The organism is Corynebacterium sp. Marseille-P4611, from assembly GCF_916618765.1.
Taxonomy (GTDB): Bacteria; Actinomycetota; Actinomycetes; order Mycobacteriales; family Mycobacteriaceae; genus Corynebacterium; species Corynebacterium marquesiae.
In genome coordinates, this window is record NZ_CAKAKD010000001.1 from 541417 (window position 1) to 555566 (window position 14150).

Annotated in this window: 13 protein-coding genes, 1 tRNA gene and 1 other RNA gene; 5 read left to right on the top strand and 10 right to left on the bottom strand. The window is 65.8% G+C overall.

Annotated features, from left to right (window positions below; all coding sequences use genetic code 11):
* Positions 1-139: 139 nt before the first annotated feature.
* Positions 140-649: a hypothetical protein gene (locus LG376_RS02705; protein WP_225746091.1), complete on the bottom strand. Its 510-nt coding sequence runs from the start codon at positions 647-649 to the stop codon at positions 140-142.
* 211 nt (positions 650-860) lie between these two features.
* Here LG376_RS02705 and LG376_RS02710 point away from each other — a divergent pair, with 211 nt between their 5' ends.
* The 4 genes from LG376_RS02710 (at position 861) to LG376_RS02725 (ending at position 5377) form a co-directional block, all read left to right on the top strand.
* On the top strand, positions 861-2162 hold the full coding sequence (locus LG376_RS02710; protein WP_370633399.1) for a DNA polymerase III subunit epsilon: 1302 nt from the start codon (positions 861-863) through the stop codon (positions 2160-2162).
* Positions 2163-2189: 27 nt separating this feature from the next.
* Positions 2190-3467: a MurT ligase domain-containing protein gene (locus tag LG376_RS02715; RefSeq protein ID WP_225746093.1), complete on the top strand. Its 1278-nt coding sequence runs from the start codon at positions 2190-2192 to the stop codon at positions 3465-3467.
* Entirely contained in the window at positions 3460-4233 is a 774-nt protein-coding gene (locus LG376_RS02720) for a type 1 glutamine amidotransferase (RefSeq protein WP_225746094.1), read from the top strand. The genes LG376_RS02715 and LG376_RS02720 overlap by 8 nt, the downstream gene beginning before the upstream one ends.
* A 109-nt stretch (positions 4234-4342) precedes the next feature.
* Positions 4343-5377, top strand: coding sequence for an HNH endonuclease signature motif containing protein (locus LG376_RS02725; protein ID WP_225746095.1), 1035 nt, complete (start codon positions 4343-4345; stop codon positions 5375-5377).
* A gap of 61 nt (positions 5378-5438) precedes the next feature.
* Here the strand turns inward: LG376_RS02725 and recR are convergent, their stop codons facing one another.
* The 6 genes from recR to ffs form a co-directional block, all read right to left on the bottom strand.
* Positions 5439-6095 carry a recombination mediator RecR gene (gene recR / locus LG376_RS02730; protein WP_005323161.1) on the bottom strand — a complete coding sequence of 219 codons (657 nt, stop codon included), beginning with the start codon at positions 6093-6095 and terminating at the stop codon, positions 5439-5441.
* A 72-nt stretch (positions 6096-6167) separates the two neighbouring features.
* Positions 6168-6536 carry a YbaB/EbfC family nucleoid-associated protein gene (locus LG376_RS02735; RefSeq protein WP_005327377.1) on the bottom strand — a complete coding sequence of 123 codons (369 nt, stop codon included), beginning with the start codon at positions 6534-6536 and terminating at the stop codon, positions 6168-6170.
* Positions 6537-6598: 62 nt separating this feature from the next.
* Positions 6599-8956: a DNA polymerase III subunit gamma and tau gene (locus tag LG376_RS02740; protein WP_225746096.1), complete on the bottom strand. Its 2358-nt coding sequence runs from the start codon at positions 8954-8956 to the stop codon at positions 6599-6601.
* Between the two features lie 18 nt (positions 8957-8974).
* Positions 8975-9556, bottom strand: a complete 582-nt coding sequence (locus LG376_RS02745; RefSeq protein ID WP_225746097.1) for a suppressor of fused domain protein — start codon at positions 9554-9556, stop codon at positions 8975-8977.
* Complete coding sequence (locus LG376_RS02750) at positions 9519-10790, bottom strand: aminotransferase class I/II-fold pyridoxal phosphate-dependent enzyme (protein ID WP_225746098.1); 1272 nt, start codon at positions 10788-10790, stop codon at positions 9519-9521. The genes LG376_RS02745 and LG376_RS02750 overlap by 38 nt, the downstream gene beginning before the upstream one ends.
* A gap of 59 nt (positions 10791-10849) precedes the next feature.
* Positions 10850-10948, bottom strand: an RNA gene (ffs, locus tag LG376_RS02755) — signal recognition particle sRNA small type.
* 179 nt (positions 10949-11127) lie between these two features.
* Between ffs and LG376_RS02760 the strand changes: the two genes are divergently transcribed.
* Positions 11128-11216, top strand: a tRNA-Ser gene (locus LG376_RS02760).
* Positions 11217-11310: 94 nt separating this feature from the next.
* On the opposite strand, the gene LG376_RS02765 is transcribed toward LG376_RS02760, so the two are convergent.
* From LG376_RS02765 to gluQRS, 3 genes are read right to left on the bottom strand one after another with little or no spacing between them, the layout of a single operon-like run.
* Entirely contained in the window at positions 11311-11646 is a 336-nt protein-coding gene (locus LG376_RS02765; protein WP_225746099.1) for a hypothetical protein, read from the bottom strand.
* A gap of 10 nt (positions 11647-11656) precedes the next feature.
* Positions 11657-13237 carry a sodium:proton antiporter gene (locus LG376_RS02770; RefSeq protein WP_225746100.1) on the bottom strand — a complete coding sequence of 527 codons (1581 nt, stop codon included), beginning with the start codon at positions 13235-13237 and terminating at the stop codon, positions 11657-11659.
* Between the two features lie 11 nt (positions 13238-13248).
* Positions 13249-14142 carry a tRNA glutamyl-Q(34) synthetase GluQRS gene (gene gluQRS / locus LG376_RS02775; protein WP_225746101.1) on the bottom strand — a complete coding sequence of 298 codons (894 nt, stop codon included), beginning with the start codon at positions 14140-14142 and terminating at the stop codon, positions 13249-13251.
* Positions 14143-14150 lie beyond the last annotated feature (8 nt).

The following is a 14150-nucleotide window of genomic DNA, read 5'->3' on the forward strand; positions in this document are numbered from 1 at the left end:
CAGCCCCGGCACCGGCACCGGCACCGCCTCAGACCACGCCTGCCTCGACGCCATCCTCCAGCTCGGAACCCGCACCCCAGGTAGCGGCGGCCAAGAAGCCGACCGCAACCTCCTCGTCCTCCCAGTCTGCAGAGCCTTCTCAGACCACGGAGTCTACGAAGAGCACGACATCTGCGGAGCCGTCCTCTGCGGCATCCTCGCCTGCCGAGCCGTCCGATCTGCCGACCTCAAGCACGTCTACCTCGGAAAAGACAACTTCCGAGAAAACGACGGCTGAAACCACCACCGCAGCCTCGACGGAAAAGCAGACCACAGAGCCTTCCAGCTCTACCACCAGTTCTGTCACGAGCGAGCCAACGTCTGAGCCGACCCAGGCTGCAGACCCGTCTACGCCTACCTCTGCGTCCTCTACGTCCACTTCGGCACAGCCCGAGCCCGAATCTTCAAAGCCTGCGTCCTCGGAACCAAAGCCCTCGGAGTCAACCGCACCTACGACGACGTCTCCGTTGCTGACCTCGGAATCCGAGCCTGAGCCGGCGCCGGATACCACTATCCCAGGTTCCGAGCTCGAGCCAACGCCAGAGCCGGAGGAACCCGGGCGACCTGAGGAGCCCAAGGAACCAACGACCCCGCCGAAGGTCATCGTCATCGTCGAAAATTAAGCGGCGCGCCCTGTCCCCCTGCACGAAATGCGGGATACTACACTGAGTTTAATGAACAACACACCTGGCCCCTCCCCGCAGCACACGCCGGCGTCGGCCCCAGCCCCGTCGCCCGCGACGGTGGCTTCGCGCCACGCGGCCAGGTCCACAGCACCCAAACCGGGCGCAGAACAGCGACGCACTCGGCCGCGCCGCGCGGTGCGACCGTCCGGCGAACCGGATGCCGCAAAGCCCGAGCCAAAACCGAAGCCGAAGCCGCACCCACCTGCCCGTCACGAGCGGCCTGCCACGCCGGAAGCGGCTAACAAGAAGCCGCAGCAGCCGCAGCAGGCCGACTCATCCACCGATGCAGCCGACTACCCCTACGTAGCGCTCACCCTGCAGACCACCGGCATCCATCCCTCCACCGGGCGCATCGTGACTATCGACGCCATCGCATTCAACGCCGCCGGCGAACAAGGCCAGCTCTTTCACGCCGTCCTCAAGCCCGATATCGACGCCGGGCCGCGCCACCTCCACGGGCTGAGCACCACCGATATTGAGCAGGCACCGGCTTTTGGCAAGATCCTTAAATCGCTAGACAAGCTTATCGACGGCCGCACGCTCATCGTCCACGATCTCCCCTATACCTGGGGCTTTCTCGTCGCCGAGGCCCGCCGCGCCATGATGGCCGCCGCGCGCCAAAACCGTGCGCGCAACCGTGGCCGCAACAAGGGCCGCCGACGTCGCCAAAAGGTCGGACACGTCCCCACGCCCGTCCGCATCATCGATACCTTGGCCACCTCCTACGCGCAGCAAGTGCGGGCAAATGATGTGCGGCTGGGGGGCGTCGCCAAGCAGAGCGGCCTAGACTCCACGCCGCAGGCCTCGGTGGAGCGAGCCGCCCGCCCCGAGACGGAAACTTCGCGCGAGGACACCGAGCTGCTCATCGCGCTCTACCGCAAGCAAGAAGGCGGCACGGTGCGCAGCTATGCGCCCGAGGATGTGCGCGCCGATCGCTTCGGCCTGCAACGCTCCCACGTGCGCGTCGACGCCGCCGAGGCCCCCGTCCAGCACCACAACCCCGGCAAATACGAACCGGGCAAGGAGCTGCGCCGCGGCATGGAAATCGTGGTCGCACCGGAAATCCTCGAGGACCCAGACACCATCATCGCCGCGCTCATGCGCGAAGAGCTCAACTATTCCGAGAAGCTTACCCGCGAGTCCTCGCTGGTGGTCTGCAATGTCACCACGGACTTGGTGGGCAAACCCATGCACGCCCACCGCAAGGGCATCCCGCTGATGTCGGACGCCGCGTTTCTTGACGCCCTCACGCGCATCGAAGACGCCGAGCCCGAACCCGAATCCACTAAGCCAGCGCCGCGGGCCCACCGCTCGTCTCAGAACAACAAAAAGGGCGGCGGCAAGAACCAGAAGCGTCGCCGGCGCCGCGGCGGCCGCGGTGGTCGTGGCAGAGGCCGCCGAAATTCTGGCGGCTCGGCGGGGAAAAAGAACGACTAGGCCGCCCGCCCGACTACCCTAGGGGACATGAGTTTTAGAGTCCCAGGTGCGTTAAAGAAGTTGCGCACCACCACCGCCACTACCGCCGCGAAGCTGGCCACCACCGCTTCCCGCGCCACCGGCCGTGGCGCCGGCGGAATGATCGGTGGTCTAATCGCCAATGCCATTGACCCTTCCATCATGACCAACCTGGGCGGTGGGCGCCCGGCCGTGCTAGTTACCGGCACCAACGGCAAGTCCACCACCACCCGTATGTTGGCCGCTGCGGTCCGCGCCGAGCACACCGTAGCCACCAACGACGGCGGCGATAACATGGACGCCGGCATCATCTCCGCGCTCATGGCCGGCAAGGACGCCTCGCACCTGGTCCTCGAGGTGGACGAGCTTCACGTGCCCCACGTGGCCGATAGCCTCAACCCGCAGGTTCTGGTTCTGCTTAATCTCACCCGCGACCAGCTGGACCGCGTGGGCGAAATCAACAAGATTGAGCGCGCGCTGCGCGGCGCCGTGGAGGCCCACCCAGACATGCTCGTCATCGCCAACTGCGACGACGTGCTCATGACCTCCGTGGCCTACGACGCTAAGAATGTCATTTGGGTCTCGGCCGGCGCCGGCTGGCTCGGCGATTCCGTCACCTGCCCGCGCACCGGCGGGCACGTCGTGCGCACCGAGGATGACTGGTATGCCGTTAAGCCGCTTGCCGACGGCCGCGAATTCCGCCGGCCGCAGCCTACCTGGGGCGTCGATAAGCATGGCATTATCACCCCCACCGCCAAGCGTCCGCTGAACCTGGCGCTGCCTGGCCGCGCGAACCGGGGCAACGCCGCCCAGGCCATCGCCGCGGCCGTGCAGGGCTTCGGTGTTGACCTAGATAAGGCCATTGCGGCCGCCGAGGGCATCGATGACGTTGCCGGCCGCTACTCCACTATCCACTGGAAGGGCCGCGAGATTCGCCTGCTGCTGGCCAAGAACCCGGCCGGCTGGCAAGAAGCGCTGTCCATGGTGGACCGCAGCGCCGATGGTCTGGTCATCGCCACCAATGGCCAGGTGGCCGATGGCATCGACATGTCCTGGCTCTGGGACGTGAAATTCGAAGGCTTCAATGGCTTAAGCGTCAAGGCCGCCGGCGAGCGCGGCACCGACCTGGCCGTGCGCCTGGTTTACGCCGATATTTCCCACGAGCTCATCCCGGATCCGATGGATGCGCTCGCCGCCTGCCCGGAGGGCCGCATCGAGGTCCTCGCCAACTACACCGCCTTCCGCGATTTGAAGAAGGCGCTTTCCAAGGAGGCCACCAATGCTTAATATCGGCCTAGTGCTTCCCGACGTCCTCGGTACCTACGGCGACGACGGCAACGCCCTCGTCCTGCGCCAGCGCGCCCGCATGCGCGGCCTGCAAGCGGAGATTCACCCCATCCGCTTGGGCGAGCCCGTGCCTGAGACACTGGATATCTACACCCTCGGTGGCGGTGAAGACACCGCGCAGATCCTGGCTGCGGACCACCTGATTTCCGATGGTGGCCTTACCCGCGCCGCTAACGCCGGCCGCCCCGTCTTTGCCATTTGCGCCGGCCTGCAAGTCCTCGGCGAATCCTTCCGCGCCTCCGGCCGCATTATCGACGGCGTCGGGCTGCTCGACGCCACCACGGCCGGCATGCAGGACCGCGCCATCGGCGAGGTGGCCTCCGAGCCCACCCGCGCCGGAGTCACCGCGGACCTCACCGAACCGCTGACCGGCTTTGAAAACCACCTAGGTGCCACCATCCTCGGCCCCTCCGCGCAGCCGCTCGGCACGCTCACCCGCGGCAATGGCAATGCCGACCAGGCCGCCACCGCCGATCTCAGCGATGGCTCCGCCCAGCGCACCTACGAAGGCGCCGTCCAAGGCAGCGTCATCGCCACCTATATGCATGGCCCGGCGCTGGCCCGAAACCCGCAGCTGGCCGATCTCCTCCTCTCCCAAGCGATGGGCGTGGCCCTCGCGGATCTGGAGCCGCTTGAGATTCCGGCCGTCGACCGCCTACGCGTCGAACGTTTCAACGCCTCCGAGCCCCCGCGCTCCCAGAGATAGGCCAAAACCTGTGGATAACTTCGCCCAGCAGCCCCAGAAACCCCGAGTTATCCACAGGCTCGGCCGCCTGCCCTTGTAGCCGCCTGCCCCCGCCCATAGGCTGCGGGGCATGACGTTATTGGAGCAGCTGGGCGACATCGCTAAGCGCGGCGTGGACCTTCTCGAAGAGGCCCACGCCGCCTCCAGCCTGCCCCTGCCCGCGGATCAAGCGCGCATCGTGCGCCGCACCGCCGCGGCCTTCCTCTCTCCCACCAGCCACTCGCGCTACCAATCCCGCGCCCTGGCCGCCGCGCGCCGCAACCAACACAGCCTGGAGACCCTCGCGCTCATCGCCCGCCGCTCCCGCGGCATTTCTGACCCCACCAAGCGCTGGCAATTTCGCGAGAAGCTATGCGCCACCGCCGGAACTACCGCGCAGGTCTCGCGCGCGGCGACTCGGCTGCTGCGCGAAATCAACCCGCCGCCCGAGCGCGAAGACGGCGGCCGCCGCATCATGCACGGCGAGAAAACCACCCTGAGTTTCACCGGCCCCGCCGCGCAGATGGCCGATATTTGGGCCGCCGCCAAATCCGACCCGCTGGCTTGGCTCACCGGTTCCCGCGCCGCCGCGCCCGCGACCGTAACCACCAATGTCATCATCGAGCTGCCGGATTACCTGAAAATCCTGGCCGGCGACGGCGACGACGTCCGCCTCGCCATGACTAACGGCGCTACCATCACCGGCGCCGAACTCGTCCGCCGCACCCTAGCGGGCGCCGGCCTTTTCACGCTCATCCACCCTGAGTGCGGCCCCGTCAACCTTTACCGCACCCGGCAGGCCTCCGCGAAGCAGCGTCGCATGCTCGAGGCCGAAGGCGCCCGCTGCGCCTGGCCCGCTTGCCGACGCCCCGCCTCCGAATGCCAAGCCCACCACCTCATCGAATACTCCCGCGGCGGCCTCACCCACCCCGAAAACATGGCCTTGCTCTGCCCGTATCACAACTCCATCAACGACCTGCCGGGTCGCGGACGGATGGCGCGCGTCAACGGCCGAATCGCCTGGCTCCCGCCCACCAGCGCGGTTGACGGGAAGGCGAGCAGAGCACACGGGCCGCCGGTGTTCACCGGCCGCGCACGAAACGGTCCCACGGCCGCCGTGCCCTAACCCGCGCTCACCCGCGCACGCCCGTGCACGCACGCGTGCCACTGGCTGGGGCGCCAACGTGCTAAATGGTCAGGCGGCCAGAAAGCGCACGCGACAAGGTGAGCTCGTCCACGAACTCCAAATCGCCTCCGAGCGGCATGCCGGAGGCCAATCTGGTGATCTTCAAATCAGGGAAGTCACGCAGCAACCGCACCAGGTATGCGGCGGTGGCCTCGCCCTCGGTATTGGGGTCGGTGGCGAGAATGACTTCGTGGATGGTGGGGGTGGCGTCGTAAAGCGGGGCTTCAGGGGTGGAATCCGCCAGCTCGCGGTCTGGCAGCACGCCACCCAGGCGCTGCAGCAGCGTGGAAATATTCAAATCGCGCGGGCCTACATTCGCCAGCGGGTCCAGCGCGCCACCCAAGACGTGGTAGCGGCCCTCATACTCGCCGGTGCGCTCGATGACCTGGATATCCTTCGGCTCCTCGACCACGCATATGGTCGAGGCGTCGCGCTGCGAATTAATACAGATGCGGCAGACATCCTCTCGGGATATATTGCAGCAGATGCGGCAAAAGGTCACGCCATCGCGCACCGCGCCCAGCGCGTTTTGTAGCCGCTCGATGTCCTCGGGCTCCATGTGCAAAACGTGAAACGCGATGCGCTGCGCCGACTTCGGGCCGATGCCCGGCAGGCGCGAAAACTCGTCGATGAGGTCTTGCAGAGGTCCTTCAAACATCAATTACTCCCAAAATCAGCAAAAGGCCGCAGCCCCAACGTGGGGCAACGGCCTTTTATCGTATCGTGCGGGCTACTGGTTGCCGCCGAAGACATCCTCAAAAGACGGGCCGCCCTGGCCGCCCATGCCTTGGGACAGCGGGCCAATCTTCTCCTGTGCCAGGCGGCCGGCCGCAGCGTGCGCTTCCTTGAACGCGCCCATGACCAGGTCCTGCAGGGTATCGACGTCCTCTGGGTCCACGACGGACTTATCGATCTGCAGGTCCACGAGCTCGGCGCCGCCGGTCATGGTCACCTTGACCAGGCCGTTTCCTGCCTGGCCCTCGACGTTGGTGGCGAGGATTTCTTCCTGCGCCTTCTGCAGATCCGCCTGTACCTGCGCGGCCTGCGCGATGAGGTCGTTCATGTCATTTGCCTGCTGCATTGGGTCTTGGTCAGCCATGTCGTTTCCTTTCTAAATCAACTGTAAATTTCGCTACCGCCCGAGTGTACCGTGCTTGCCGGTTAGGCACGCCGTGCGCCCAGCTCGCGCTCCAGCAGCTCCATAGCTACCTCGGTAGCGCTGCGATGATCCATCTCGCCGGTGGACTGTGCAGCCTCCATCATGTCGCGCTCTTCGTCGTCGCGGGTGTAGGCCGGCGGCTCCTCGGGCGGAGCGGCAAAGTCCGGCTCAGGCTCGGGCGGCAGCGGCACGCCATTGCTGAACTGCGATTCATCGCGTTGCTTGGCAGCCTGCGTCGCCCGTGCGATGCGCGAACGCCACCCGGGCATTTCCGGTTTACTCTCCGCCTCCTGGTCGTCGGCAGGCTCGCGCGCCGGCTGATTGGGGGTCCAGGCTTCCTTGCGCTGTGGCGGCCGCGGCGCATCGAAACCGGCGGTCTTCGGGTCGGTACCCACCACGCAGTTGACGGCCACATCGCGCTGGAACTCTTCCTTGAGCACCTCCACGATGACGGCATTATTGGCGGGCGCATTGATGCGCTCGGCCAGCGCGCCGGTGGTATGTCCCAGCGTCAGGGCGCCATCGCGGAAGCCAAGCACGCGGGCTTCGGCCAGCATGATTTCGGCCACCTTATTCCGCTTGCCGACGCTCCCCCTCAACGCCACCCATTTCTCCCTCACGGCCTCCGCGAAGTCGCCGTCCGGTTTGGCTGCCGCCTGCGTTTGCGGGGCAGGTTGCGATGCGGGCTGCGCCGCGGCTTCCGGCGCTGTTTCCTCCGCGCGGGCCGGCACGGGTTTCTCCAGTGGCTCGCGATGCTTCTCCTGAGCTGGCGCTGAGTGCGGTGCCTCGCTCTGCGCCGACTGCGCCGATTGCTGCTCGGGCACCTTTGCCTGCGGGATTTGCCGCTCACGCTGCCACGGGTCCCCAGCCTCTTGCCGCTGCGGTTGCGGCTCTTGGCCCTGAGGCTTCTGCGTGCTTTGCGCCTCGGCGGCGGCCGGCTGCTCGGGTTGCGCCTTCGGCTGCGCATCCGGTTGCGATTCCGGTTGGGACGGGACCTGCGGTTGCGGCTGGGCGGTCGGTGCAGGGGTTGGAGCAGGAGAAGGGGCAGAAGCCTGCTGTTCCTGGGACTTGGCGCGGCGGCGAGCGATGATGGCAGCAGCGGCGGACTGGGGGTCTTGGGCGCCGGCGACGGCAGAGTTGGCCGCGGGAGCACCGCCCGGGGTCGCAGGACCAGCCGGCGCGGGCGAGACCGCGGCAGCGTTGGCAGCAGGAGCGGGGGCGGGGGCGGGAGCCGCTGCGGATGCAGGCGCGGCAGCAGCCGGACCGGTGGACCCGATAAGCAGATGCGCGCACATGATTTCCAGCAGCAGGCGCGGCGAAGTCGCGCCTGTGAGGTCGCTGATGCGGTCGTTGACCGTGGAGGCCAGGTAGGTCAGCTGCGGGCCAGAAAAGCGCTGCGCCTGGGCGGTAAGCACCGAGGCGCGGTCGGTGGGCGCGGAGACGAGGCCGGCGTCGATGGCGCCGGGCACGGCCTGCAGAATCATCAGATCGCGCAAACGGTCGAGCAAATCGACGGCGAAGCGGCGCGGGTCGTGGCCGGCCTCGATGACGTGGTCAACCATCGCGAAGAGGCCGGGTTTGTCTTGGTTGGCGAGGGTTTCGATGGCGTCGTCAAGCAGCGAGACATCGGTGACACCCAAAAGCGGCCGGGCAAGGTCGTAGGTCAGGCCATCGGGCCCAGCGCCGGCCAGCAGCTGGTCCAGCAGAGACAAAGTATCGCGCGGGGAACCGCCGCCCGCCTCAATAACCATGGGATACACGGCGTCCTCGACCTGCACGCCCTCGGACTCGACGGTGCGCTGCAGTAGGCCCTTCATGGCCGGCGGGGTCAGCAGGCGGAAGGGATAGTGGTGGGTACGCGAGCGAATGGTGCCGATGATTTTCTCCGGCTCCGTGGTCGCAAAGATGAAAATGACGTGCTCCGGCGGCTCCTCCACCACCTTGAGCAGCGCGTTAGCGCCGGAGGGCGAAATCATATGCGCCTCGTCAATAATGAAGATGCGGTAGCGCGATTCGGCCGGCGCGTAGTAGGCGCGGTCGCGCAGCTCGCGCATGTCCTCCACGCCGTTGTGCGAGGCGGCGTCGAGCTCCGTCACGTCCAGGTTGCCGGGGCCACCGGGGGCGAGGGAGACGCAGGAATCGCATTTGCCGCACGGCGTCGAGGTCGGCCCGTGCTCGCAGTTGAGCGAGCGGGCCATAATCCGCGCCGAGGAGGTCTTGCCGCAGCCGCGCGGGCCGGAAAAGAGGTAGGCGTGGTTGATGCGCCCTGCATCAAGGGCGGCGGATAGCGGCGTGGTGACCTGCTCTTGGCCCACGACCCCCGCGAACGTTGCTGGACGATATTTCCGGTATAAAGCCACGGTTAGTCAGTTTACCGGCTAACCCTCGCGCGACCAGTCCAGCAGGTCAATGCCCTGCTCGGCCACCGCCGCCTGCAGCTTGCCGACGCCCTCTTCTACCCCAAACGCATATTCCGAATCCGTCAGCATGACCAGCTGCAAGATGAGGGTCAGGCGGCCCTCCTCGCGAAATTGCGGGGTCTGCCCGCCCCACAGGTACGGCGCGATGAACAGGCCGTGGTGCACGGTGACGTCAGGGACGTCGAGGATGGACGGCAGCATCACGCCCGGCTGCGCCGGCAGCAGGCCGTCGGCCTTTTCGAAGGTGTCAGCCGCAGCGTTGATGGCGGCGGCCACCTCGGGCTGCCCGGTGCGCGCCACCGTCAACAGCTCGCAGCGCACGTCGGTGCCGTCGTCCTGGCTCTGCAGGCCGGTGTCGGTGGCGTTGAAGGTGGTGGTGAGGGCGAGCGATTGGGCGTCGGCAAGCGAGGCAAGGCCTAGCCGGCGCTCATCGACGTAGCGGAACTCCAGCGGGGCCGGGATAATCTCGCTCAGCCACAGGGCAGACTCGTCGGCGTTGATGTTAGGCCCCCAGCTTCTCCACGGCGGCAAGCAGCACACAGGTAGCGACGCCGTCCATCGCCGCCTCAACCTCCTCCTGCGGCGGCAGGGTTGGGGCGAGGCGGATATTGCGGTCATTGTCGTCCTGGCCATACGGGAAGGCGGATCCGGCCTGGGTGAGCAGGATGCCGGCATCGCGCGCGAGCTCCCAGACGCGGTTAGCGGTGCCGTCGACGACGTCGAGAGAGATGAAGTAGCCGCCCTTCGGGGTGGTCCACTGCGCCACCTCGTACTCGCCGAGGCGCTTGTCCAAGATGCGCAGCACGGCATCGAACTTGGGCTTAATTAGCGCGGCGTGGCGGCGCATGATCGCGCGCACGCCATCGGCGGAGCCGAAGAACTCGTGGTGCGCCAGCTGGTTGATCTTATTCGGGCCGATGCCGCGGATGCCGGCGTGCTCCAGGTACCACTCGAGGTTATCCTCCGAGGTGCCGAAGAAACCCACGCCCGCGCCCGCGAAGGTGATCTTCGAAGTCGAAGACATGGCCCAGAAGCGGTTCGGGTTGCCTTCTTCCGCGGCGATATCCAGAATCGGCAGGATTTCCGGGAATTCTTCCGTCAAGGTGTGCACAGCGTAGGCGTTATCCCACACGATGCGGAAATCCGGCGCACCGGCCTGCATGCGGGCGAGGCGGCGGGCCTTGTCTTCAGAAATCACGGCGCCGGTGGGGTTAGCGAACATCGGCACTACCCACATGCCCTTGACCGCCGGATCCGCCACCAGCTTTTCGACGGCCTCTACATCCGGCCCGTCCTCTTCCATCGGCACCGTCACCAGCTCGAAACCGAATTGCTCCGTGATAGCAAAGTGGCGGTCATAGCCCGGCACTGGGCAGATCCACTTGAGGTTTTCTTCCTTGCTCCACGGCTGTGCGGAATCATTGGTGCCGAAGAGGAATGCCCAAGAAATCAGGTCAAACATGATGTTCAGCGAGGAGGAGTCTGCAGCTACGAGCAGCTCGGGGTCCATGTTGGTCAGCTTGCCCCAGATGTCGCGCAGTTCCTTGATGCCCTTTTGGTTGCCGTAGTTACGCAGGTCGTTTCCGGCTGCATCGGTGTAATTGCCCAAGCCGGGCAGGGCGAGGAGATCATTGGAGAGGTCTAGCTGCGCCTTCGCTGGCTTGCCGCGGGTCAGGTCCAATTTCAGGCCCTTAGCCTTAAGGTCCTCGTAGTCCTTACGGACCTGGGCGGCGAGCTCCGCGAGCTCGGACGATTCCAAAGTAAGAAGCGACATGCGTATGTCTACCTTCCATGTATAGGGCGACTTTAGCCCCCAATAGTAACGCACGCCATACAAAAAGGGGACCCCGCGCACCCGCCAGAGCCTCCTGACCCTTGCTGCATTCCTGCCCTGGGGGAGTTCAGAGGATGGACGCCACGCGGAATCCTGCCCCATACTTTAACGCCCGAGCGCCGGTTTAGCCAAATGGGACTCCGACCGCACGGGCCGCCACCGCCCACAGGTACACGGCCCAAGGATCATCCGATACTAAACAGCTTTAGATCGCCGAAAATAGCCCCTGACCTGGCGATTGGTAAAATAATTGCCACTGCTGCTAATGTTTCTTCTCGGAGGATTCGACTAGCGGCCTATGTCACACGCCTGGAACGCGTGCGGGGTTCACGCCCCTCGTGGGTTCAAATCCCACATCCTCCGCCAGAGGAAATCCCGGCTCCTGCTACACAGCACGGAGTCGGGATTTTTGTTGTATACGGGCGCGCGGCCGCGCTTGCCGACGCCGCTCCCCTCCTCCCTAATCGATGACCGGCGGCTCGTAGCCATCCGCCTTCAGCCACGCGACGTGCGGCGGCGTATTCATCCCCCACTCGGTGCGCGCCCAGAGGAAAGCCTGGGAGACCTCGGCCTCGGAATAGCCCCCATCGCGCAGGTATTGCCGGAAGCCATTCGGGCCTGGGTCCTTGATCCAGAGCCAGACGTAGTCGTCGAGGGAGTCGTCGGCAAGCAGGCCCTCCAGCCCTTCTGGAACGTATTCACGCTCGGCGCGCACGCGGTCCGCTAAGTCCTGGTCAAGGAAGTCGTAGAGGTAATCCAGCGCGTCCTCAAGCTGCGCATAATCGAAGGGATCCATGCCGCCCAGCCTAGTGGCGCATGGTACCCAAGACCATGCGGTCGATTTCCTCGAGCACCTCATCCACGATGGCCGGATTATAGTCCCGGTAGCCGCGCATGCGCAGCAGCTCCTCCTGTGCCGCCGTCAGAGCCGTCCGGCGGGCCTCCAGAGCCACGTGGCGGAACTGCCAGGCGCGTTGCTTGCGGGAGTCTTCAGAAACATCCTCGCCATCGCCTAGGCGGTCTTCGAACCACTGCATAACGTTGGCGGAAATTTCCGGATCCACCTTTTCGGCGTCGGCAGTAATGTGGCCGTCCGGCCGGAAGTGTGACAGCGCCTCGATGCTGGCCGCACGCGCGCGGGCCACCACGGCGGCGCGCATCTTATCGCTGGCAATCTGGGAAGCCTCCGTGAGATCGAGGCGCTCCATGAGCCACGGCAAGAGCAGGCCTGGCACCACCATCGTGACCAGCAAGACGGTCAGCGCAATGACCGCGAGCTCGTGGTGGAAGCTGAACACGCCGGCCGGGATGGACAAAACCAGCGCCAGGGTGACGAGGCCGCGCATACCGGACCAGGTCATCAGCAGCACCTCCTGCAAGCGCAACGGCGCCACGCGCGGGCGGCCGCGGGAGACGTTGATGCGGTAATAGATGTACATCCACACCAAGCGGACGACAAAGGCCACGAGGGACAAGATGACGCCCACGACCACCGAATGCCACAGGTCCGAGCCCACTTCACCGATGGCGGTATTGACCGTCAGGCCAATGAGTCCGAAGGCCACGCCGGTAAAGAGCAGTTCGATGGTCTCCCAGAAGGACTGCCCGGATAGGCGGTCCTCGGCCTGGATATCGGCCCGGGAATTAAGTTCTACGGCCGCGATAACCACAGCGATAACGCCGGAGGCGCCGAGCTCTTCCGAAATGAGGTAGACGGCAAACGGCGTCACCCAGGTCAGCGCGTTGCGCGCGGTGACGTCGTGGACGTGGGTGATAAACAGCGCTACTAGCCGGCCGACGCCCCATCCCAGGCCGCCCGCGACGAATGCGGAGTAGAAAAAGTTGAGCACGCCGCCGCCAAAGGAGAGATCATCGCCTTGGGTTACGGCTGTCAAGGCAAGATTGAAAGCGACGATAGAGGCGGCATCGTTAAATAGGCCTTCAGTCTGCAAGGTAGTGATGATGCGCCGCGGGATGCCGGCGGGCTCGGCCACGGCGTCAACTGCGACGGGGTCCGGCGGGGCGATGGCCGCGCCGATGAGGATGGCCGCGGCGAGGCTGATGCCGGGCAGGAAGGCATAAGCCGTAGCGCCGACGGCCAGCGTGGTGGCGACCACCAAAAGCACGGACAGGCTCAAGATAGTCACCCATTGCTCGCGGATAACACCCCACGAGGTGCGCCGAGCCAGCGCCCACAGCAGCGGCGGCAGGAAAATAGGCAGGATGAGCTCGGTGGGCGGCTCGAACTGGGGCAGGCCGGGCACGAAGACCGCGCAGGCGGTAATGATCGTCAGCAGAGCCGGCCGCGGCAGCCCAATCTTGTCACCGATGGCGACGACGAACACGGTCAGCAGCATGAGCCCAATGAGCACCAGAAGAACATCCATGGGCCCAGATTTTACCCCTGCCAGATATAAGGCTCAGGGCTTAGGCGGTCGGGCGCGAATTGCGCGAGCAGCTCCGCGGCACTGTGAGCTGCGTACCCCAGCGAGGCCGCCAACTGCTTGACGACGTCCCCCTCATCCCCCATCTCCCGCATAGTCACCGCCCCATCGCGCTTAGCCAGGCGCTCGCCGGATGCATTGAGCACGAGCGGAACGTGGATGTACTCCGGCGGTTCGATGCCGAGCAACGAGGCGAGATAAGCCTGGCGCGGCGCGGAGGAGAGCAGATCATCGCCGCGGACCACCTGGTCGATGCCTTGATAGGCATCGTCGACGACAACGGCCAAGTTATAGGCCCAGCCGGTGTCCTGGCCGCCGCGGCGCAGGATGAAATCATCGACGTCGCCCGTATAGGTGCCGTGGAGGGTGTCGTGGATGGTGAATGTGGGGACGTCGGCAAGCAGGCGAAGGGCGGGCTGGCGATTCCGGGCCGCTAGCTCGGCGCGCTTGGCCGCGCGCTGGTCTTCGGTGAGGTTGCGGCAGGTGCCCGGATACTGGCCGGGAATGGCGTGCGGGGCGCGGGAGGCCTCACGGATATCCTTGCGGGAGCAATAGCACTCGTAGGTGGGCAGCTGGGCCAGAGCCTGTTCATAGGCGGCGTCGCGGTCGTGCTGGTAGATGACCTCACCGTCCCAGTCCAGCCCGAGCGCGCGCAGATCCGCCAGCTGGCGCTCGGCCGACTCCTGGGAGGAGCGCTGCTTATCGATGTCCTCCACGCGCACCACAAAGCGCCTGCCCGTCGACCGGGCGAAAAGCCACGCCAGAAACGCCGTGCGGAGGTTGCCAAAGTGCAGATCGCCCGACGGGCTTGGAGCGTAACGGCCGGCGCCGGTGGTCGCGGAATTCATGCCCACAG